At 57.2% G+C, this 22,899-nt stretch carries 14 protein-coding genes; 8 read left to right on the top strand and 6 right to left on the bottom strand.

What is annotated here, in order from left to right:
* Window positions 1-64 precede the first annotated feature (64 nt).
* From KP699_RS08215 to KP699_RS08205, 3 genes are read left to right on the top strand one after another with little or no spacing between them, the layout of a single operon-like run.
* Complete coding sequence (locus tag KP699_RS08215) at window positions 65-895, top strand: ABC transporter substrate-binding protein (RefSeq protein ID WP_215762259.1); 831 nt, start codon at window positions 65-67, stop codon at window positions 893-895.
* On the top strand, window positions 892-1,899 hold the full coding sequence (locus tag KP699_RS08210; protein WP_215762247.1) for an iron ABC transporter permease: 1,008 nt from the start codon (window positions 892-894) through the stop codon (window positions 1,897-1,899). The genes KP699_RS08215 and KP699_RS08210 overlap by 4 nt, the downstream gene beginning before the upstream one ends.
* The gene (locus tag KP699_RS08205) at window positions 1,896-2,657 is read left to right on the top strand and encodes an ABC transporter ATP-binding protein (RefSeq protein ID WP_215762246.1); all 762 of its coding nucleotides are present in this window, start codon (window positions 1,896-1,898) and stop codon (window positions 2,655-2,657) included. Before KP699_RS08210 ends, KP699_RS08205 begins: the two co-directional genes overlap by 4 nt.
* Before the next feature lie 9 nt (window positions 2,658-2,666).
* Here the strand turns inward: KP699_RS08205 and KP699_RS08200 are convergent, their stop codons facing one another.
* From KP699_RS08200 to KP699_RS08180, 5 genes are all read right to left on the bottom strand, one after another.
* Window positions 2,667-5,213: an HWE histidine kinase domain-containing protein gene (locus tag KP699_RS08200; protein WP_215762245.1), complete on the bottom strand. Its 2,547-nt coding sequence runs from the start codon at window positions 5,211-5,213 to the stop codon at window positions 2,667-2,669.
* Entirely contained in the window at window positions 5,206-5,775 is a 570-nt protein-coding gene (locus tag KP699_RS08195) for a biliverdin-producing heme oxygenase (RefSeq protein WP_215762244.1), read from the bottom strand. Before KP699_RS08195 ends, KP699_RS08200 begins: the two co-directional genes overlap by 8 nt.
* Before the next feature lie 155 nt (window positions 5,776-5,930).
* Complete coding sequence (locus KP699_RS08190) at window positions 5,931-11,990, bottom strand: DUF3320 domain-containing protein (RefSeq protein WP_408736771.1); 6,060 nt, start codon at window positions 11,988-11,990, stop codon at window positions 5,931-5,933.
* Between the two features lie 193 nt (window positions 11,991-12,183).
* Window positions 12,184-14,529 (bottom strand): TonB-dependent receptor domain-containing protein, encoded by a 2,346-nt coding sequence (locus KP699_RS08185; protein WP_252346878.1) that lies wholly within the window; start codon window positions 14,527-14,529, stop codon window positions 12,184-12,186.
* 54 nt (window positions 14,530-14,583) lie between these two features.
* Window positions 14,584-15,939 carry an Nramp family divalent metal transporter gene (locus KP699_RS08180; protein WP_215762242.1) on the bottom strand — a complete coding sequence of 452 codons (1,356 nt, stop codon included), beginning with the start codon at window positions 15,937-15,939 and terminating at the stop codon, window positions 14,584-14,586.
* Between the two features lie 194 nt (window positions 15,940-16,133).
* On the opposite strand from KP699_RS08180, the gene mntR reads away from it, so the two are divergent.
* The 4 genes from mntR to KP699_RS08160 all read left to right on the top strand — a co-directional run bounded on the left by mntR (window position 16,134) and on the right by KP699_RS08160 (window position 21,471).
* Window positions 16,134-16,589, top strand: a complete 456-nt coding sequence (gene mntR / locus KP699_RS08175) for a manganese-binding transcriptional regulator MntR (protein WP_255029042.1) — start codon at window positions 16,134-16,136, stop codon at window positions 16,587-16,589.
* Between the two features lie 138 nt (window positions 16,590-16,727).
* Entirely contained in the window at window positions 16,728-18,206 is a 1,479-nt protein-coding gene (gene guaB / locus KP699_RS08170; RefSeq protein WP_077929898.1) for an IMP dehydrogenase, read from the top strand.
* A gap of 9 nt (window positions 18,207-18,215) precedes the next feature.
* Window positions 18,216-19,532: an RsmB/NOP family class I SAM-dependent RNA methyltransferase gene (locus KP699_RS08165; RefSeq protein WP_215762241.1), complete on the top strand. Its 1,317-nt coding sequence runs from the start codon at window positions 18,216-18,218 to the stop codon at window positions 19,530-19,532.
* A 112-nt stretch (window positions 19,533-19,644) separates the two neighbouring features.
* Window positions 19,645-21,471, top strand: a complete 1,827-nt coding sequence (locus tag KP699_RS08160; protein WP_077929899.1) for a sodium:proton antiporter — start codon at window positions 19,645-19,647, stop codon at window positions 21,469-21,471.
* Between the two features lie 19 nt (window positions 21,472-21,490).
* On the opposite strand, the gene KP699_RS08155 is transcribed toward KP699_RS08160, so the two are convergent.
* Window positions 21,491-22,006, bottom strand: coding sequence for a L,D-transpeptidase (locus KP699_RS08155; RefSeq protein WP_215762240.1), 516 nt, complete (start codon window positions 22,004-22,006; stop codon window positions 21,491-21,493).
* A gap of 148 nt (window positions 22,007-22,154) precedes the next feature.
* On the opposite strand from KP699_RS08155, the gene KP699_RS08150 reads away from it, so the two are divergent.
* On the top strand, window positions 22,155-22,874 hold the full coding sequence (locus KP699_RS08150; protein WP_077929900.1) for a response regulator transcription factor: 720 nt from the start codon (window positions 22,155-22,157) through the stop codon (window positions 22,872-22,874).
* The last annotated feature ends 25 nt before the right edge of the window (window positions 22,875-22,899 follow it).

Raw genomic sequence — 22,899 nt, 5'->3', positions numbered from 1 at the left:
GTCACGGGATCAACGCCACTATGCCACTCCGCTTCTACCAGTCCATCAGGTTGGTAACCTGCTGATGTGGCGTCGGTTTTTTCTTATTGTGCTGCTCTGTTCCGGGCCGGCTATCGCTCTGGCCGAGCCAAGGCACAGGATTGTTTCGCTCAATCTGTGCACTGACCAGCTTGTGCTGATGCTGGCAAAACCAGAAAATATAGCGGCGCTTAGCCCTATGGTGCGTGACTGCCAGAATTCCGTAATGTGTGAGCAGGCTCGCGCAGTGCCGACCTTACGTGTTTCTGCCGAGGCTGTTGTGGCAAGCAACCCGGATATTGTGCTGGGTGGCACCTATACGGCGCGCGTTGCGATGCAGGTTGCAAGATCTCTGGGGTTACCTGTTGTCGCACTTCGTCCTGCGGATAAACTGGAAGATATTCCGGCTCAGATTATGAGCGTTGCGGAGGCTATTGGGGAGCCTGAGCGAGGCAGAGAACTGGTTGCGTCTTTTCGGCAGCGCTTGGCGGAGCAGACCGTTACGGCAGCAGACGGCCCTGTTGCGGCGATCTACGCGGCCAACGGATTTGTAACCCAGCCGGGGAGTCTGCCGGACGATGTTCTGCGTCATGCGGGCTTTCAGAACTATACAGCCCGCAAAGGCGTCGGCCATATGGCAAAGCTCCCTCTGGAAACTCTGATAGCACATCCGCCAGACCTGCTCATTCTGGATCGTTCTGGTCGTGGTTATTCCATAGCGCAGTCCATGCTGGATAATCCTGTTTTACAGAACGCCTTTCCGCAGGCGCACAGGGCAGATATTCCGGCCAGATTATGGCTGTGTGGTCTGCCGCAAACGCTAGACGTAATCAGCCGCCTTAAAGCCAGCAAGGCTGCGCTGGAGGCGCTCAAATGACTGGAGATAAGCAGATACGGAGCCTTTCCCTCTCTCTGGCTGCGTGCGTTGGCGTGCTGTTTCTTGTATCACTCTGGCACGGGGAAAGCTCCATTGCCGGACTACAGGCCTTGCAGGACAGTCTGGCGGGCCGCCATAGCGCAGGCGCGATTATTCTGGAACAACTGCGTCTGCCCCGAGCACTTCTGGGGCTTCTGGTCGGGGGTGTTCTGGGTCTTTCAGGCGCAACCTTACAAGGCTATATGCGTAACCCGCTTGCGGACCCCGGTATTCTGGGCGTATCGGGCGGTGCAGCGCTGGGGGCGGTCTGCGTCTTTTACACCGGACTGATGCAGCTTTCGTTAATAGCGCTCCCGCTGGGGGGGCTGGTCGGCGCGTTTGCTGCCGTGGCTTTGCTGATGTTGCTGGTGGGCAATGGGGGTGTACTGGTGCTGTTGCTGGCAGGCGCGGCCTTAAGCGGGTTTACTGCGGCTCTGACAGCCCTGACGCTTAATCTCGTCCCAAGTCCTTACGCCTCTTTTGAAATTATGCACTGGCTGATGGGGTCACTGACGGACCGGACATTCACGGATGTCGCCATCTGCCTGCCCGGAAGCATTCTGGGTGTTGCGCTGATGCTGACAACAGGCCGCGCGCTGGATGCTCTGACACTAGGGGAAGACGTCGCGAGCAGTATGGGCTTTGCTCTTACTGGCTGGCGCGGCGTCCAGATGCGGGTTGTGCTGGGGACTGCTCTGGCTGTTGGGTCCTGCGTTGCGGTTTCTGGTGCAATCGGGTTTGTCGGACTGGTTGTACCTCACCTCCTGAGAGGATGGACAGGATATCAGCCCTCACGCCTGCTCTGGCCATCCTTCTGGGGTGGGGCCGCTTTGCTTCTCGTGGCGGATAACATTGTGCGCATGGCCGCTTCCGGTCCTGAACTTCAGCTTGGAGTGCTGACGGCTCTGGTTGGTTCCCCTGTCTTTTTCCACCGGGTGCTGAGACTACGGAAGGACGGAGTATGAACAGCCTGACAGCGCTGGATGTGTCTCTGTCTCTCGGTGAACGACAGATCCTGCGGTCGGTGACCCTGTCTGTGCAGGCCGGGGCCGTGGTGGGACTTATCGGACCAAACGGGGCAGGGAAGAGTAGTCTGCTCCGGGTTCTTGCCGGGCTTTTGGCACCGGATATGGGGCGTGTGATGCTTGGCGAGGACTCTATTGCGTCTATACCTCCATCAAGACGGGCGCGGCAGATTGCCTTTATGCCGCAGGAGAGCGTGCGCCCCCCGCCTATGAGCGTGCGGCACGTTGCCGCACTGGGCAGGCTTGCGCATGGGGAGAGTGGCACTGTCGCGTTAAAGCACCCACAAGTCACGAAGGCGTTGCAGAAAACAGGCCTGACTGAAAGTGCTGATCGCGCAGCGCATCGTCTGTCCGGAGGTGAACTGGCCCGGCTGGCGTTGTGCCGGATGCTCTGTGTGGATGCGCCCATTCTGCTGGCAGATGAGCCTGTTGCCGCACTGGACCCTGCCCATGCCCTGATGGTGATGAACCTCTTCCGGCAGGCTGCGTATCAGGACGGTAAAGCAGTCGTCGTCGTCCTGCATGACCTCGGACTGGCCGCCCGCTTTTGTGACAAACTTGTCCTGATGCAGAACGGCGCAGTCCGGGCCCATGGCCTGCCAGAGCAGGTGTTATCAGAAACGCTGGTCCGCTCAATTTACCATGTTACCACACAGCGGATCGGGATGGTTCCCGTACCGTGGGAATTATGCCCCTGACACATCCGGTCAACTGAGCAGTTTTTCCATTTCCCTGATCAGCGTTGCGGGTGCATAGGGTTTGCGCACAACCGGCACATCCCGGAATTCGGTCGGGATCATGGAGCGGTCCGCATAACCGGTGGCAAACAGGAACGGAATCTCACGCTCCCTCAGCGCACGTGCGATATCGGCGGAAGTTTCATCCCCCAGATTGAAATCAAGCAGGGCACAGTCAGGCTGGTCCGTGCGGATAGCCTGAAGGGCTTCATACACAGAAGAGACAGAGCGCACCTGAGACAGTCCATAGTCAGCAAGTGCCTGCTCAACATCCATCGCGATCAGAAGCTGATCTTCTACAATCAGAATGTTCTTGTCCTGCAACCGGATGCGATCTGCCTGCATGACGTCTGCTCTCACGGGCTCCTGCATGGTGCTGTTCTCCTGTGTGATCAATTCAGCATGGTGGGCTGGTAGATCAAAACGGATGAAAAGCCCTTCAGTTCGAAACTCTTTTTGTGTTTTGCCATGCAACTCATGCGGAACAGCCCGGTCCAGCAGAATGGAACCAAATCCCTTACGGGTAGACCGGCTGATGGTGGGGCCGCCGGTTTCCTGCCAGGTAACTACCCAGTCCTGCGTTGCCTTATCCTGCCACCAGCGCACATGCAGGCGTCCTTCCTGCGTGGAAAACGCCCCATATTTCGCGGCATTCGTCGCCAGTTCATGCACAATCAGCGCCATGACGGACAGCGCACGCCCCGTCAGCCAGACAGGCGGGCCAGACAACGTGATGGTATCCGGCAGAAGGCGGTAAGGGGCGAGCTCCGCGTCCAGCAAGGGGTAAAGCAGACCGCCGCCATCTGTGCGGACAACCTGATCATGCGCATGGGCCAGCGCCTTCACGCGGCCCTGCAACACATCAAAATGCTCCTGCAACGTCCGGCCCTCTGGCACAGGCTGCGCCATGAGAGAGCGGACAACTGCAAGAATATTTTTGACCCGGTGGCTGAGTTCCTCATTCAGCATGCGCTGGCGGGTATCAGCCTGCGCGCGTTCTTTCAGTTGCTGCTGGTGGTAGGCGCTCATGACCTCAATCAGACCGGAACGCACCAGTCCCGCCGCTTCCAGATTATTATCTGTCCAGGGGAGGCATTTTTCCCGAACTTCCTCTTTCCAGATTGCAAAACTGGTACGCGGCGTCAGCCGGGGGCCAAGCGGGCCGTTGGTATAGGTTTTGTTCGGGTCACCGCCCCAGTTGAGAGTCTGAAGGATCTCCCGGCGGAACAGAAACACATAATCGTTCGGCTGGGCCGAAATCGGAATAATCATAACTCCGGCCACGTCCGGCAACATAGCCGGTGCATCCGGAACAATGTCCGTCAGGTGGTCCGTATGCCAGATCTGGTGTCCCGCCCGTTCATGCGCGATGGAAACAAGGCTGAGGACCGTCTCCGGCGCAGACGGCGCTGTGCCATAGGTTGTCCATTGTCCGTCAATCCACAACCCGATGCCATCACAGGGAATAAGCGGGGCCAGATCCGCAATATGCTCGCGCAGGTAAGAGGGCATGTCCGACATCGGAACAGCGTCTCTGAGGAAATTTTCGATCAGACTATGGGTTTGCTGGGTGACGTGCAGGCGGCTGGTTCTGAGCAGAACCACAATCCGCAGCGCAACAAATTCGCCAAAAATCTTGACGATTGTGCGCTCCCCTAACGTCAGAATTTTAGGAGAGTAGTTATGGCAGGCAATCATGCCCCATAATTTTCCGTCCACCATCAGAGAAATGGACATGGACGCCCCCACGCCCATGTTGGACAGATATTCGCAATGAACGGGCGAGACACTTCGCAACTGGGAAAGAGACATATCCAGCGCGCCCAGCCCCGGAAGTTGCTGCATAGGCACAGGCGTGTAGCTGACATCCCCGATCATACGGATCAAGGCCCGGCGGTAGAGTTCTCTGGCCTGCACAGGAATATCCGCACTGGGGAAGTGCTGCCCGAGAAAGCTTTCAAGCGCAGAAGAGCGTGCTTCAGCAACAATCTTGCCAGACCAGTCCGGGTCAAAGCGATAGATCATCACGCGGTCATAGTGCAGCATGCCCCGCATCAGCCGCACAACGGCGCTAAACAGCCGCTCCATGTCCGCTATGTCACGCAAGCGGTCAAGCATCATGCGCAGGTTGGCAACAAACTGGTTGTTATCCTCCGGCGCGCCCTCTGGTTCGCACTCAATAACCATATCGTCACCAGACATATGGACTGAGAGATCAAACCGGGCGTGTTGCGTAATCTGCTCACCAAAAACATACGCCGGACGGCCTAGTGAAAGGCTGTTTGCCAGAGCATTACGCAGGGTATGCAGCGTGGCGGCACTCAGATGGTCTGAAAGCTGGCTGCCGGGGGCAAGCCCTTCCAGCCCCAGCATGGAGGCCGCGTTGGCGGACAGACGCCGCACCCGGAACCCCTCGCGCTCACAGGCCAGCAGACAGCCATGCGGCTGAATACTGCCCGGAATATGGATAGGTTCTTTATCGCAGCTTGTGAGGTCCGCCTGACCAAACTCAACCATGATAAATGGCAGTAAGGCTATCCGTGTGCCTTACGGAATGGAGTGCATACTGGAAAAGGGTGCGGGCGCTGCCTGCGGCCTCTTCCGCATCCCATTCGGACGAAGCATCCAGACGATGCAGAAAATGCTGCCAGTTATCAGGGGAGGCCGTCTGAACTGCCAGATGCCTTGCTCCAAAATCCTGTGAATAGCCCAGTGTCGCCACCTGCCTGGCCAGAAAGCGGGCTCCGAGCGAGGATCCTTCCAGGACGTAAAGAGCACCCAACAATGCCGGAACGGACGCAGGCGTAGGAAATGGGGGCAGGGGTGTTGTACTTTCTTCAAGATCGTGCAGATCAGCCTGCATCGTACGGCCGAGAGAGACAGGGGACCAGCCAGTAAGGCTTTCTGGCCAGAGGGCCTTACTGACAGCCTGCTCTGCTCCGGCCCGGAACCCGGCGAGGCTTTTCAGATAGCGGCGATAAGCCGTTTCAGAAGTCAGTGGGCCAATAAGATGGTCCAGCTCTGTATGGTCAGAGTGTGTTCTGTCCCGCAGAAAAAAACGACGTGTGTCGCGCACCATGCTGAGCCTCGTGCCATCTGGATAAAAAGACTACGCCAGAGGCGTCCCGCATGATTTTTGAAAAAGCAGGCAACAGGATCTGCGTATCAGGAACTTATCGGTACCATTACACCCATGTAGGAAATACGCAAGATTTGTAGCGCAGATGATATGATTTAGTGAGCATCACTAACCCGTGCCTTATCATCGCGGCTGAGCGCAAGCGCTGCTTCAAACCGAGAGCGTATTGCCGCACCCATGCGCGCCATGCCGCAGGCTTTGCGCATGGTGGCAATCAACTCTTCATCGGGCAGTCCGGTAGGAAGTAATGTCTTTGCCAGACTGACCAGCATGGTAAGCGGCACAGTTGCCGGGTCCAGCGTCTCACCCGTTGCAGGCGCCTTAAAAGCCAGCGGTTCCTCCAGAGATAGCGCCTCCGGCCAGATAAAAGTGCCGACCTCTTCCTGCGTGCGGGCGAACGAGGAAGGAATAAGGCCCTGAAGACGGTCCCGGATATCACGCCCGGCCCGTGCAAAACCGTGCTGTCGAGAAAGAGTTTGCACAAGCACGTCCTCCCGCACCGGGCCAAGCCTGTTCACTGCCTGCCTGATGAGTTGAAGGAGGACAGGCGTATAGGTCTCTTTGAAAAACAGCGTCTGATCAGGGACTATGTCCATCTGGCCTTCGCACGAAGGCTGTTCTGTAAATGACAGTCGTCCGTTTGACTGTGGCACCAAATAATCCGGGGCGCACGCATAGGACTGCGGTGCGTCCGGGGATACCTTACGATCAGAGCCGGATGTGTGCTGAGAGACTTCCTGACTGTCTGTTTCTGGCGGAGATAATTCTCTGTTCGGCTCCTCAGATGCACCGTCCTCAGCCTCGGCAGATAATTGCGGCATCTGAGCACGTTGTTCTTCTTCCTGTAAGGCGCGCTCTTCCCGTGCTCTATCCAGCAGGTCCTGCAAGGCCTTGTCGAGCCTGTCACACTCACGCTGCGCATTGGTCCACCAGTCGGTTGACCAGATTCTGAGGATCGTCCAGCCCAGATTTTCCAGAACTGCCTGCCGCAGCCTGTCACGGTCACGCGCTGTGGCACTCCGATGATAGGTGGCTCCGTCACATTCTATCCCGGCAAGGAATGTCGTCGGGCGATCCGGATCGACAACCCCTAAATCCACGCGGAAGCCGGAAACGCCAATCTGCGGTACAACCTGCCACCCTTTCAGGCGCAGCAGGGCAGCAACTTCTTTTTCAAAATCGCTGTCAAAGTCCCCAACGGAGCCTTCATGCAGCCCGGCGAGGGCTGTGGCACCATGTTCTGCAAAAGTCAGGAACTTCCGCAAATCATGCACGCCGAGCGCCTGTGTGCGTGCAATGTCAATCTGATCTCCGTGCAGAGATCCGAACACAATCAGGCGTTCCCGAGCGCGGGTAATCGCCACGTTGAGGCGGCGCTCTCCCCCATCCCGATTCAGCGGACCAAAATTGAGGGAAATTTTGCCTGCCTGATCGGGCCCGTAGGTCAGGGAGAACAGCATGATATCCCGCTCTTCGCCCTGCACGTTTTCCAGATTACGGATCAGCACCGGTTCAGCCGCCTCATCCGAGAAGAACCGCTCCAGGGCCGGATCTTCGCTCCGGGCATTATCCATCAGGTCCGTAATCAGGGTTTGCTGGTCACTATTAAACGTCACGATACCCAGTGAGCGCTCAGAGCCGTCCTGCAACAGGCGTAAAGCCTCTGCCACAACGGCGCGGGCTTCAACCGGGTTGGTGCGCCCGGCTCCCCGCATATACACGCCGTCCGGCACAAAGCGGAAAGAAACGGCATGATCTCTGGTGACAGGCGAGGGGAAGGTGATCAGTTGCCCACCATAGTAAGCCTGATTGGAAAAGGCGATCAGACTTTCATGCCGGCTGCGGTAATGCCAGGACAGATAGACCGGAGGCACACCAGCCCCCAGACACTCATCCAGAATGGATTCCAGATCACACGTCTGGGTTTCAATCAGTTCATCAGTGTCGGATGTGGTCCGGTTAAAAAAGTCTGTTGGGGGGAGCTGTTTGGGGTCTCCCACCACAATAACCTGCCTGCCACGCCCGATAGCACCGATGGCATCCCATGTTGGAATTTGTGAGGCCTCATCAAAAATTACAAGGTCAAAGGCCGTGGCATCTGCTGGCAGATACTGCGCAACGGACAGCGGGCTCATCATCAGGCAGGGCGTTAAACGGCGCAGCGCCGTTGGCATTTTTTCCGCCAGTTGCCGGATGGGCAGATGCTGCATTTTCTTCGCCAGCTCCCGCGTCAGCACCTTATATTCCGGGTCTGTCTGGCGGGTTCTGGCATCCGGGATCTGCCCGGCAAGTTGTGCACGGATGAGCCTGACGGACATGTCCATCAGCTTACGATCCAGCGCCCGGAACCGTTCAATCCGTTTTTCATGTGTCGCGGCGACAAAACTGCGGAGCAGGGGGGACTGGTCAATGGCAAAGCGCACCCACCAGCGGGCATAATTGGCTTCAAAAACCCACGGAACATCCTGAGCCGCCACCAGTCCCTGTTCAATAGCCGTAATCAGGGGTGTCAGACCCTGCCTTACCGCGTTGTGGCAGGCCTGTTTCCAGGAACACCAGTCCCGCAGATCACGCGCGGACTGCTTCCAGGCCTCAAGCGTTTCCATCATGGCATCAAGCCATGTGACATGGCTGTTTTCGACAAGGGCCAGCGCATCCGATCCACTGAGCGCGCCAAGCGCGTCCAGACTGGCCAGACAGTCTGCCAGCGTTGTCTGGAATGCCGTCAGCGCGTGATGAACGGGCCCACCGGAGCGCAGCAGATCCATGCCGTCACGCAGCAGCGCGTTCAGGTGCGTTCGTGCTGCCAGAAGCCCGGCGGTATCTCCCGCACAGGCAGCCAGAGCGGTACGTGTTTCAGCCCCCCATCTGTGCATAGCTTCAATTGTGCTGAAGTCCGTTTCCAGCCCCTGCCAGACAGCCCCGACAACGGCCTGATGCTGCGCGTCTCTGAGCTGTTTTTCCAGCGCCTGTATTTCCGCAAGCCGGATCAGGTCATCTTCACAGGCTTCCGGGACCGCACTAGTGTGGACTTCCAGCTTTTTCCGCAGGGATTTCTGGATTTTAGACCGGGCAAAAATCCATTTGTCTTTAGAATCCTGCCATTCCTGCACCATATTTTCCAGCGGCAGGCTCAGCACTCCTGGCTTCCACTCCGTCAGGAGTTCCTCTTTAAGCTGTGCGTGGCGCGCAATGGGCGTTTTCTCTGCCAGAAGCGCATTAAGCGTTTGCTGAGACGTATCCGGAAATGCCCATGCACAGGCTTCCGGCTTCAAAAGCTGGCTGCACAGAGTGTTGATCTGCCGTAGGCGGCGCAAGGACAGATCTGCTGTGCCAAGCCCCAGAGCGCGGGTAGCCTCCCCGGCTGCACTGCGCAGACGGTTCAGGCTGGAAAGTGCCGTTGTGACGGCATCAAGAAGCCGTCCTTCCCAGATGGGCGACCACTCAACGTGCTCAAGCCCGGCCAGTTGAGGAGACTGCACAACGTCACCAATCCGCTCATGCAGGCTGGCAAGGTTTTCCGCCGTCTCTGCCAGCGTCTGATAATCCTGCGGGGTATGACTGTTACAGTCGGGCCATGACAGCGGGACAGCAAGCGTCTGTGCATCATCCGCCCGCAGCGTCACACCAATCGCACGGTAGGCTGTCCAGCCGTTGCGCCATTTCTGGTGCAGAGCGAGAACGTAACTGTTCAGCTCCATACGGAGCTGGTCAAGCTGCGCGCGGTTCTGCGTCCATTCTTCCGGGTTGAAATTCTCCAGAACAGTCTGCGCAGCCTCAAGCTGCCCCAGCACAGCCAGTTTGCTGGCTTTGGGAGAAAACAGATCCAGACAGAATTCCGCCAGACCGATCTGCTTCATCCGGTTGCGCACAACTTCCAGCGCTGTCCGTTTTTCCGCAACGAACAGAATAGTGCGGTTTTGCGCCAGGGTGTTGGCAATAATGTTGGCAATTGTCTGGCTCTTGCCAGTGCCCGGCGGGCCGATAAGCACAAAACTTTCCCCGGAAGCGGCCCGGGCAACCGCTTTCATCTGCGAGGAATCTGCTTCCATCGGGCAGATCAGATCGGCTTTGACCAGCGCATCATCCAGCGAGCCATCAACCTCAAAAAAACGAGGTAGTGGCGCGGTCTCAGTGTCCTCTGCCGTAATGCCGTCCAGCAGACGGGTTGCGATTTCACTTGTCCGGAGGGTGTTGCTGCGTTCCTGAAGGTCTTTCCACATCAGGAATTTGGCAAAGGACAATGTTGTCAGCGTGACGTAATCCCGCACTTCCCAGCCCGGAACGGACCGCAGGCCCGCACGAAACACGTCCAGAATACGGTCCACATCCAGCCCGGCTTCATCCTCCGGCAGACGGTCCTGATCCAGAGAGGAAAAGCGCAGTCCGTAATCAGCCTGAAGCATTTCCAGCAAGGTCGCGTTAATCCGGCTTTCATCCGGGTGAGCACGCAGAACAAAGCCGGATTTAACGCTTGGGCGCTCCAGAATAACCGGAATGAGGATCAGCGGGGCAAGGTAGGGTTTGTCCCGTCCCTCCGGCGTCCATGCCAGAGCGCCAATCGTCAGAAACAGGACGTTGGAGCCACCCTCATACTCGGCGGCCCGCCCACGACGATAAAGTTCCGTCAGGGCCGCCTGAATCTGAGTCTCCTTGCGGGAGACCAGTAATTCATTCCGTTCCAGTGCTTCTTCAGCATAGGCCCGGGACGCATCCTCGTGATGCCGCTCATGGTGCAGATGGGCCTGACGCGGGTCTCCTGCATCCATCATATCCGGCCATGAGCAGAAGCGGAGCGGTTTTGTCAGCCGGCCGGCCCGCATCGCGGCCAGATGGTTTTCAAGCCCGGATGCGTTGGGGCAATCAATTACAATCAACTGCTTATCGGAACGAGGCAGATTGAGCAGCCGGTTCCGCCCGGACATATCCAGCAGCCGGTTGCACCAGCGCTGGAGACGGTCAGCGGGTGTGGCCGGTTTATCCTCTTCCATCTCCTGCGTATCTTCCCGCAGCATAGGAGCCGCTTCAAACACGGGGAGGGCGGCTTCCGGCTCTACCGTCTCGCCGGGACCATCTGGCAACTCTGTGGGAAGAGTGCAGGAGAGCGGATGGATACGCCGCAATCTGGCGCGGTGGATATCAATAATCTCGCGGAATGTATTGTCTTCGTCCTCGCCTGCATGACGCAGACTGGCCTCTCCCTTTTCACACGCGACGGAGAAGCTGGGCTTACGGTCCGCCGTAACCAGTGTTGTTTCAAAAACAGCAAGGTCCTGCAATTTCAGGCGGTTCCGCACGGCAGGCAGATCCTGCATAACAGACACACCAGCATCCAATTTTGCCAGCCAGAAGCCGGTAAAGGCGTGACCCTGTGTAAGGACGATAACCGGACGAATGCCGGCTGCTTCCAGACAGGCCGCAAACAGCACTGTTGTATCCAGACAGGTCGCCAGACGCTCTTCCACGCTCTGGCTGGGCAGGCGGATACGCTGGCCGTGATCAATGAAAGACGCAGGCGGGCTGATATAAGCAAGGTCCAACTGACACACAGCGCACCAGATCGCCTGCGCCTGCTGCCAGACGCGCTCCTTGTTCCCCTGATACCCTTCAAGGGAAGAGGTAAGACCTTCTTTTTTCAGAATTTCCCTGGCGCTGCGCAGAATACGGGCAACGGCCGGGTCATTCGGCAGAACAAAGGCCGCCAGAATGTCCGGAATACCGGAAAGCCCACCCCACTCATTCCGCGCCAGAACGCGGAGATCGATGACGGTACGGGTCAGTTCTTCTCCGGTTTCCTTATCCTTGGCAAGGAAGGTGACAGAGGCACGGGAGGCTTCTGTCTGTCTGTTCAGAAAGGCACCATCCAGCTTGAGATCAAGATCTTTCAGTGTGCGAAACTGGCCCGGCTCAACCTGCTGAAGATGCCAGGTGCGTGGGCGGATCACAGGTGGCTCACTGGTAACTGTAATATCAATCTGGGAAAAACTGCGCTCTGTATGGTTCTGCAGGGCGAGTTCCAGCAGCACTGGCACGCTGTTTTCCCACAAGGAAGCGTTCAGAGCGTCCTGAAGGGAAACTTTCAGGGCAGGAGAGGCAGGGAGAGCCGGAACGGGGTCCGGCTGTGCAGTTTCCGTTACCGTGGAAACGTCTTCCATATGCTCTACATCCATGCGCCATTCTCCAGACCTCAGTTTGTGCGGGCAGGAACCGCACAAAAATCTCTGGGGCTGTTATGGGGCCTGACGCGGCAAAATGTAAGGGACATTTGCAGAACAAATTTTGTCGAGCGCCTAAAATATTTTCATTATCAAATGGTTGCCGACCTGACCCCTCCGTGTTGCAGGAGCGTCAGAACTGTATGACGGTTGTCAGAAAACCAGCGCGCCTCTGCCCGTATTGTGACATAAAAACCCCCAGTCCGCTGCCGTTGCGGATCTGGTAGCGTTCATCAAACAGGTTGGTCACATCCACCCGCAGTTTCAGCCCTTTAAGAGGGCGGATGTTCCGGAAAACATGCTCGTACCCAATATTAATGACGTGATAGCTTGGCTGCTTTTCCGTATTGGCAAAGCCTGAGCGCAGGCCGTAGCCATACAGGAAATCGACATAGGCTTTATTGCCAGCCCAGCCATAGGAAACACCGGCGCTGGATGTAAACTCGCCCTCGTGGTCCAGCTTGATAGCATGGTTTTTAATGTACTCCAGCTCATCCGCGGGAAACTGATACTGGGCAGAATTCACATCCTTTGCGGCGGTGTTTACAAAAGAGAAATTCCCGAACACCGTCAGGCCTTTGTAATGGTAATTACCGCCAAACTCCGCGCCATAGACCTTGCCCGTTCTGTAACTAAACGGTGTGAGAATAACCGCACGGCCAAACTGCCCCAGATCTCCAAGATTTTTCGCCTGCTTGTAAAATCCGTCGACTGTAATGGAGAGCCCCTGAGGGAAACGATGGGACAGGCCGATATCAAAATAATTGGACCGCTCAACCTTTGTTGCTGTCGCATTGAAATTTTCGGGGGAGTTTGTGGTACCTGCAAACTTCAGCAGGGTCGCCTGCCCGATATACTGAGCCGTGGGGGGAGCAAAATAACGGGAGTAGCCAAAATGCACGGTTGTGGAGGGGTCAACCTCCCAGACCAGATTAGCGCGCGGACTGGCCTGACCTTCATGATCAAAAGACGATTCAAACCGGTCATACCGCACACCGTAATTCAGGGTGACGCCTTTCAGCAGTTTCCACTCATCCTGAAGATAAGCACCCGCTTCTGCCGCCCAGTTTCCGGAATTGTCCTGAATGGACATGGGATGAACCGAGGTCTGAAAACCAGCCTCATCAACAGGCAGCACGTCCGTCCGCGTCCATAATGTTTCAGATGTATACTGGCCCAGAACACCAAAACGAATGGTATGCGCTTTGACAGCATCATAGGAGGCGTCAAACTGAAGGCCGCCTGTGGTGAAGGTATTATTTTCCTTTTCCGCCACGCCCTGAAACACCATGTCCCGCGCCGGATCTGGCGTATAGTTGATGGCTCCGTACCGGAAATAAGGGGATATCTGATAGTTCAGTTTATTCCCCGTTTTCTGGTAAGACAGCACGACGTAATAGTTCTGCTCATTCTGCCGGTCATTTACATCCTGAGACTGAACATCTCCCACTCCGTGAATATCGTAGAGTTTAGGCAACCCGGCAGCATTGGGGATTTCAAAGTTCGCATTTGAAACACTGGTCAGCAGGCTGATGCGGCTGGTGTCATCAAAGTGGTAGGATGCGTAGCCAAACGCCTTGCCCTGTTCCGTAACATCGTGCGTTGCCCGAAAAGCCGGGGTTGGGTTTTCAATCCCGATATTGTTGCGGTTGAAGGAGCCAGAGACAAAATATTCCCATTTGTCCTTTGTTCCACCCACCTGAAAAGAGGGATTAAAGGTGTTATAACTACCGCCATAAAAAGAAATTTCTTTATTATTCAGAGAATTCCCTGACTTTGCCGTCACATCCACAATCCCGGCCGTCCGGAAGCCAAACTGGGCGGGGAGGGTGCCTGTCATCAGGGTGACGGAATCAATAATACGCGTATCCAGTTCCTGCCCAAAGCCATTCAGCCCTTCTGGCAGCAGGACGCCGTTAATCCGGTATGTCAGACCACCATGCTCGCCCCGCACATGCTCTTCACCAAATGAATCCATCACCACGCCGGGCATCCGCAGCAGGACCTGATTAAAGGCTGCGTTTTCTCCGCCCGGCGTTGTATTAATCTGCGCCTGCCCCATGCGATAGGCGACCGCCCCCAGATTAGGGGCAATACGCGCACGGGCTGAATTAAAGGCGGCATGCACAGTCACCGCTTCTGTTTTGCCTGAAGCAACGGCTGCCGCCTGAGGCGCATCGGTTTTCCGGACTGTGTCCTGCGCCGCCCTCACAGAACGCGCGCTCTGAACCGGAGGGGCTGCTTTGACCGCGTCAATCGGCCCTTTTGCTGTGCTACGCCCGGCATGAATGGCCGAGCGCGTTTCCGCATAAGCCTGCGTGAGAGGGGTTGCACACCACAAAGCCAGAGCCGCACAAGGCGCGGACTTTACCGCCCGCGATAAGGCCGGACAAAATTTGCCTTTTGCGTCACAACAAACATGAGGCATGTTATTATAGTATTTGCTATATTTAGGATTGAGCGGAAGCACGTCGCGCATCTCTTTCACAGCCAGAAAGTCAGAGGGAAGAAGGCGGTTAAAAACCGTGCGCGGTTACCCGAACACGGTGTCATACAGCAGTTTAAAGTTCAGGATCAGGATAAGCCCCGCAACACACCATGACAGGAGTGACATGGGGCGGGAGAGCGCAAACTCCCCCATTTTCTGGCGATCGGACACAAACCAGACCAGCGGGATCACGGCAAAAGGAAGCTGCATGGACAGGACAATCTGGCTCAAAACAAGCAGATCACCAGTTCCTTTTTCTCCCCAGAGCAACGTAACCAGAATAACAGGGATAATTGCCAGTCCGCGTGTCAGCAGGCGTCGCGCCCAGGGAGCCATGCGCAGATGCAGAAAGCCCTCCATGATGATCTGCCCGGCCAGCGTGCCCGTCACGGTTGAATTGGTCCCGGCAGCCAGCAGCGCAACAGCAAACAAGGTGGAGGCAATCCCCAGCCCAAGAAGGGGAGAAATCAGCGTGTAGGCCTGCTGAATTTCCGCAACATCCTGATGCCCGGTTGTGTGGAACGCCGCCGCGGCCACAATCAGAATCCCGGCATTGACAAACAGGGCCAGCATCAGGGCAATGGTGCTATCCAGCGTGGACCAGCGAATGGCCTCCCGCCTGCCAGCAGACGTCCGCGCATAAGTCCGTGTCTGCACCAGAGAGGAATGCAGGTAGAGATTGTGCGGCATGACCGTAGCCCCCACAATGCCAATGGCGATGTAGAGCATCTGCGGATTGGTCAGAATAACCGGGGAGGGGAGAAACCCTTTCATAACCGCGGCAAGGGGCGGGCTGGCAGCCGCAATCTGAAAGCCAAAACATACCGCGATCAGGCCGAGCAGCGCCATGACAAAGGCTTCCAGCCACCGGAAGCCCAATCGCATCAGCAGCAACAGCAAAATGGCATCCAGCGCGGAAAGACACGCGCCCAGCAGCAGCGGCATACCAAACAGCAACTGGAGTGCTATGGCGGTGCCAATCACCTCTGCAAGGTCACACGCGATAATCGCAACCTCACAGGCCAGCCACAGCAGAATATTCACGTTGCGCGGGAAATAGGCCCGGCAGGCCTGAGCAAGGTCATGCCCTGTGGCAATACCCAGCCGTGCTGCAAGAGATTGCAGCAGAATGGCCATCAGGTTGGACAGCATAATGACGGACAGGAGCGTAAAGCCAAACTGTGCACCGCCAGCAAGGTCGGTCGCCCAGTTGCCGGGGTCCATATAGCCAACGGAGACCATGTAGCCCGGCCCCACAAACGCCAGAAAACGCCGCAGTCTGGATGCCCCTTCAGGCACAGTAACGGACGCATGGGCCTCGGGCAGGCTCAGGCGGCTTTTCTGCGCGGAAAAAACGGAATGCAAAACAGAGCGGCGAGGGGAATCCGGGGGCGAAGCCATGCAATAAAGAGCTTTATCAAAAGGTGATGGCAGATATTAGAGACACACCTCACAAATATGCAATAGGCTATAAGGTAAAGATAAGGCGTTTTTAGTTTCTACCCCTCAGGAGCGCGCGGCGGTGTAAGGTGCTTTTGCTGGAGGGGTGAATTCGCTATAGCTCCCCCACCACGCTGTTCCATGGAGATCCTCAGTTGAAAGAACGCCCGCCAGTCATGCCTGATGTTGAAAGCCAGAGTGAGGGCTTTCGGCATGCGCGGGAGGCAAGGCGCAATGTTCTGATCGAGGACTATGTTGAACTGATTGATGACCTGCTGACAGAGGGGCAGGAAGCCCGGCAGGTTGATATTGCCGACAGGCTTGGCGTCTCTCAGCCCACAGTGGCCAAAATGCTGGTGCGTCTGGAAGCGGAAGGGTTTGTAACCCGCAAACCCTATCGTGGTGTTTTTCTGACGGAGGCTGGCGTTGCTCTGGCTGAGACGGTCCGGGCGCGGCACCATCTGGTTGAAGAGTTTCTGCTCGCTCTTGGCGTGGATGCCGTAACAGCCCGGCTGGATGCTGAGGGCATGGAGCATTTTGTGAGTGATGCAACGCTGGAAGCGTTTCGTCGGGCGCTAAAAACAGGCACGCTCAGAACGCGGCAAGTTTAAAAACCTGTCAATTTTATGTCTCTTCTCTTGCCTTTGTTCGGGCAAGACCATAAGAGGAAGCGCCAATGGTCGGTGACCTGCGGCGATACTCTGCTGTCGGGTGCCCCCAATCGCAATCTGGTCAAGGGTTCCCGTTGTATGACTTCTTCCCCCTACAGCCGTGTTACCGAAGCCTTGGCGTTTGATGACGTTCTCGTCGTTCCCGCTGCTTCCGAGGTTGTCCCCAATCAAACGTCTGTCCGCACACGCCTGACACGTTCCATCCAGCTGAATATTCCCCTGATTTCCGCGGCCATGGATACGGTTACGGAAGATCAGATGGCTATTGCCATGGCGCAACAGGGTGGCCTTGGCGTCATCCATAAAAACCTGACGCCGGAAGAACAGGCCGAGCATGTCCGCCGCGTCAAACGCTTCGAATCGGGCATGGTGGTTAATCCCGTGACCGTTGGCCCAGAGCAGACGCTTGCTGAAGTGCGTGAGATCATGCAGCGCAACGGCATCAGCGGTCTGCCCGTCGTTGAGCCGGGCACGCAGAAGCTGATCGGCATTATCACCAACCGTGACGTACGTTTTGCGGTGGACCCCGCCCAGCGCGTTTCTGAACTCATGACGCATGACGGGCTTGTTACCGTGCGGGATGGCGCGGACCCGGATACGGCCCGCCAGCTCCTGCATAAGCACCGCATTGAAAAACTTCTGGTGGTGGATGAGGCAGACCGCTGCGTCGGGATCATCACCGTCAAGGACATGGATAAAGCGGTGGCTTACCCGCTGGCCATTAAGGACAACCTTGGCCGTCTGCGCTGTGCTGCGGCAACCGGCGTGGGAGAGGACGGATTTAGCCGCGCAAAACTGCTGGTGGAAGCCGGGGTTGACGTTCTGGTTGTGGATACGGCCCACGGCCACTCCGCTGGTGTGCTGCGTGCGGTTGAACGCCTGAAAGCGCTTGATAGCACCATTCAGATTGTGGCCGGGAACGTCGCTACACCGGAAGCCGCTCAGGCACTGATTGGCTCTGGCGCAGACTGCGTAAAAATCGGTATTGGCCCGGGCTCCATCTGCACGACCCGTATTGTGGCGGGTGTCGGCGTTCCGCAGTTCTCCGCCGTGCTGGAAACCTCTGTGGCCTGCCGTGAGCTGGATGTACCCTGCATTGCCGATGGTGGTATCCGCACGTCGGGTGACATTGTGAAGGCTATTGGCGCGGGTGCGAACGTCGTGATGGTCGGCTCCCTGCTGGCTGGCACGGAAGAAGCTCCGGGCGAAGTCTTCCTGTATCAGGGCCGCTCCTACAAATCCTATCGCGGCATGGGCAGCCTTGGCGCCATGGCCCGCGGTTCGGCTGACCGTTACTTCCAGCAGGAAGTACGGGATTCCCTTAAGCTCGTGCCGGAGGGGATTGAAGGCCGCGTTGCCTATAAAGGCGGAATGGCAGCCGTGATCCATCAGCTCGTCGGTGGTCTGAAAGCCGGGATGGGGTATACCGGGTCACCGGAACTCACGGACCTGCAAAAGAATGCGCGTTTCCGCCGCATTACCGGTGCAGGCCTGCGTGAAAGCCATGTTCATGACGTGTCCATCACGCGTGAAGCTCCTAACTATCGTCGGGACTGAACCTTACCTATGACTCCTTCTGCTCGGCTGGCCGCCTCCATTGATCTTCTGACATCCATGGAGGCAACCCCCAGAAAACCGGCTGACGCCGTTGCCAACAGCTTTTTTCGTGAACGGCGTTACATCGGTGGGGGGGACCGTCGGGCAGTTTCCGGTATGGTCTGGGAGATCATGCGGTCCTGGCGCAGGCTTGGCTGGTGGCTGAGCAAATGCGGGGCCGAGAGTACACCGCGCACACTGGCCGCGGCCAATCTGGTGCTCAAAGGCTGGCCCGCGCGGGAAATTGCAGCCCTCTTCGCGGAGGGCCGCTTTGCTCCGGGTGCCCTGAGTTATGCCGAGCAGGACGTTGTGACGGCTCTGGCGGGCGGCACACTGGATAATGCGGATATGCCGCGCGCAGTCCGTCTGGAACTGCCGGACTGGCTGCTTCCGCGCCTTGAAGAAACATTTGGTGACACACTGGAAGCCGAGCTTGCGGCTCTCTCTGAGCCTGCAACGCTTGATCTGCGCGTCAATATTCTGCGTACAAACCGCCGGGATGCCCAGAACGCGCTGGGCCGGGAAGGGCTGCACGCTGTTCTGACCCCTCTTTCCCCGTGGGGCCTGCGGCTGAACGGGCGGCTGCCCGTCACATCCACAACGCCCTTCAAAGACGGCCGGATCGAAATTCAGGACGAAGGCAGCCAGCTTGTTGCCGCCATTATGGGGGTGACCCCGGAAATGCGCGTTCTGGATTATTGCGCCGGAGCGGGCGGCAAGACGCTGGCTATGGCCATGATGATGGAAAATAAAGGCCATATCGCCGCGTGCGATGTGTCTGAAGTCCGTCTGGATGGCGCTGTCCGCCGCCTGCGGCGCGCCGGGGTGCATAATGTCGAGCGCCATCTGCTGCAAGCCGGAGATAAATGGGCAAAACGGCGCGCTCAGTCGTTTGACCGCGTGCTGGTGGATGCCCCATGCAGCGGCACGGGCACATGGCGGCGCAACCCGGATGCGCGGTTACGGATGACGGAGCAGGATCTGGAAGAACTGCTTGTCAAACAGTCTGACATTCTGGACAGAGCCTCTTCTCTTGTAAAACCGGGTGGCCGGATGGTCTACGCGACCTGCTCTATTCTGCGGGCCGAGAATGCCAGCCAGGTTGAGGCGTTTCTTACCCGACATCCGGACTTCCAGCTTGTCCCCTCAGACAGCACGGCGCTGCCGGATTCACTGCGCGGCACATCCATGTTCTCGCTCACTCCGCATCAGAACGAAACTGATGGCTTTTTTGCTGCGGTGCTGGAACGGAGACCAGAAGCGGCTCCAGAAAAAACAGAAATTTAAAAGCCTGCGGGCTCAACAAAATATAGGGTATCTCACTTATTAAGCCTGCGCATAGTGTGTGGCGTTTGCTCTGCGTGCAGGCATTTCAAAAGGTTTAGTAAGATGGGTACCCATGAGTAACAGTGTACTAGTCTTCCTGTTTTGCGTTCTGGGTGGGAGCATGCTCGCCCAGTGGACAGCTTGGCGTTTCCGCCTGCCTGCCATCGTCCTGCTGTTCAGCCTTGGCCTGCTCTATGGTCCAGCGCTTGAGATCCTGCATCCTTCGGTGATGATCGGTTCAGCCTTCCATCCGCTGGTGTCACTCGCCGTGGCGCTGATCGTGTTTGAGGGCGGCCTTGTTCTGGACTTCAGACAACTGAAGGAAGCCGGGGAAGGGGTCATTCGCCTGACGCTTGTGGCGCTGCCTATCAACCTGATTCTGGGCAGCATGGCAGCCCATTATATTGGCGGCATGGGGTGGGGGCCTGCGTTCCTGTTCGGCTCCATTATTGTTGTGACAGGGCCGACGGTGGTTCTTCCGCTTCTTCGGAATGCCAAACTGCACCCTAAAGTCGCAGCTTTCCTCCGTTGGGAAGCGATTGTGAATGACCCGGTGGGCGCCATTCTGGCAACTCTGGTGCTGGAAGTGCTGCTGATGCGGCCGGGCGAGGGGTCGGGCACGTTTTTTGGCTTCATCCTGCCTCACATGCTCGCCAGCGCCGGACTGACCATTGGTCTGGGCATTGGTGCGGCCTTAGGGGTCCGCTGGCTTCTGGTGCGGGATCTGATGCCGGAAGTGCTGAAAAGCTCGATCCTGATCACCATTGCCCTTGTTCTGTTTGCACTCGGCACACTGACAATGGATGGGGCAGGCCTGATCGCCTCAACCACCTTCGGCATGGCGCTCGTTAATCTGCGGATTCCAGGCATGGCAGAAATCCAGAGAATGAAGGAATCTCTGGTCGTTCTGATTGTCTCGGTCCTGTTTGTGCTGCTGACAGCCGACCTTCAGCGCGCGGAACTTTCCAACCTTTCATGGTCCATTGGTGCTCTGACGCTGGCTGTTCTGTTTCTGGTCAGACCTTTGGGGATTTTTCTTGCGACGATGGGCTCCAGCCTGAGCTGGGCGGAGCGCATTTTTGTCGGCTGGATTGCGCCGCGCGGTATTGTTGCAGCGGCCGTGGCAGGTATTGCCGGCATGCGGTTGCAGGATGCGGGCTACCCCGGAGCCGGGCTGGTGATGCCCGCCGTCTTTGCCGTAATTGCCTCCACCATGATCCTGCATGGTTTCAGTCTGCGGCCACTGGGCCGAAAGCTGAAGCTGACTTTGTCTGATGAACAGGCTCTGGCCATTGTTGGCGCGAATGACTGGTCAACGGGGCTTGCCATCGCGGTGCATCAGGCAGGCGCCCCTGTACTGCTGGTTGATAATTCCCGTCAGGATCTTCAGAGAGCCGAAAAAGCCGGTGTTCCGGTGCTGAGGGCAGAAGTCCTTTCAGAAGAGGGCGCGGAAAGTCTGGAAGAGCGCCCCGGTGATTACCTGATCGCTGCAACTCCGGACGCAATTTATAACGGGCTGGTCTGTGCGCATCTTGCCCCGCACTTTGGCCGACAGCGTGTCTATCAGGTAAGCCCCGGCATCGCCCGGCTGGACCTGTATCGTGGCCTGAGCCGGGATGCGCGCGGCAAGGTCATGGGGGAACCGGCATGGAACTTCACGCTGCTGGATACACTCATTCGGGAAGGTTGGCAGTTCCGGAGTGTTGAGGTTACGGCGGATAATCAGGCCAGCCTCCTGCATGAGAGCAGTAACCTGCTGGTCTTCCTTGTTTTGCAGAAGGGTATCTCAATGACCATTGTCTCGGCTGAGGATGAAGCCCTGTCTCAGCCGGATGTGGGGCAGTGCGTCATCGCGCTCGTACCGCCAGAGCGGGACAAATCAGGAGGGGAGGCGCATTAGCCTCCCGTCTCAAAGACGTTCAGGCCGGGGCATGCACCTGCACCGCATCCGCCCCGGCAGCCAGAACGGCGCGCAGATCTGATTCGGTAAGGGCCAGGCATCCTTCCGTGGGAGAGCGATCCGGGCGTTGCAGGTGCATAAAAATCGCTGACCCGCGACCGGGGACAGCCGGATTATCATTATATCCTATCACGACTATGAGATCATACACGTGGTCTTCACGCCATAACAGCTCATGCCGCGCCGGATGCGGGAGCCTGACAAAATGGTTATAATCAGAACTTGCCGGGTCATCACACCAACCATCACGCGGGCTAAGTGGTTCTACTGGAAGTATTGTTTTTGGTTTTAACAGGCGGTCCGCCCGGTAATACACTTTTCTGAGAGGAAAAATACCAATGGGGGTCGCGTGGTCCCCTTCCTGTTTTTGCTGCGCCAGACCATTTTTTCCAATTACGGCGCTCATGACTTTGTGTCCGCAATGCAGTTGTGCGTCAGACCCGCTGTATGAGGCAGACAAGAGGTGTATCATCATGGTTAAAGATTGCCTGTTCGCAGATTTTTCATGAAGGTCGCATAGCACGCTCACACTAGAGGTCTGAGCCGAATCGTGACAAGTTTATGAGAACACGAACTGACGAGACAGCCTGCCGCAGGGCTGACACTAAGGAGATGAAAACCCAATGACGGGTGCACGTCCAATATTGGTTGTTGATGACGACCGGATACTTCGCCAGACCCTTGTTGAGCAATTGCAGCTTGAAGGGGAATTTACGGTTCAGGAAGCAGCATCTCTTGCCGAGGCGCGGGAGAAACTGAAGACCCCCGACAGCCGGTTTGATGCCCTTCTTCTGGATGTCAGCCTGCCCGACGGCGATGGACGTGACTTCTGTGCGGAACTGCGAAAAGATGGTCTGCGGATGCCGATCATCATGCTGACCGGGTCAGATGATGAAGCTGATATTGTGCGCGGTCTGGATGCCGGTGCGAATGATTACGTCGCCAAGCCCTTCCGGATTGCAGAACTGCTGGCGCGTCTGCGGGCCCAGATGCGCCTGTTTGAAAACAGTGAAGACGCCGTGTTCAGCATCGGACCATATACGTTCCGCCCGTCTGCCAAGCTGCTTCAGGAACCGCAGAAAAACCGTCGCATTCGTCTGACGGAAAAAGAAACAGCCATCCTCAAATTCCTTTACCGCGCTGGCACGCGCCCTGTGCCCCGTCAGGTACTGCTGAATGAAGTCTGGGGCTATAATGCTGCCGTCACCACGCATACGCTGGAGACGCATATCTACCGCCTGCGGCAGAAGATTGAGCCGGACCCGGCCAATGCATCCCTGCTGATTACAGAAGGTGGCGGCTACCGGCTGAATCCGGAAGTCGCTGCGGTGCCTGCGCACTAAAAGCTGGCGATACGCCCTGTTACAG

It is taken from the genome of Acetobacter sp. P1H12_c (assembly GCF_018811975.1).
GTDB lineage: Bacteria > Pseudomonadota > Alphaproteobacteria > Acetobacterales > Acetobacteraceae > Acetobacter > Acetobacter persici.
This window is presented reverse-complemented; position numbering and strand designations above follow the sequence as displayed.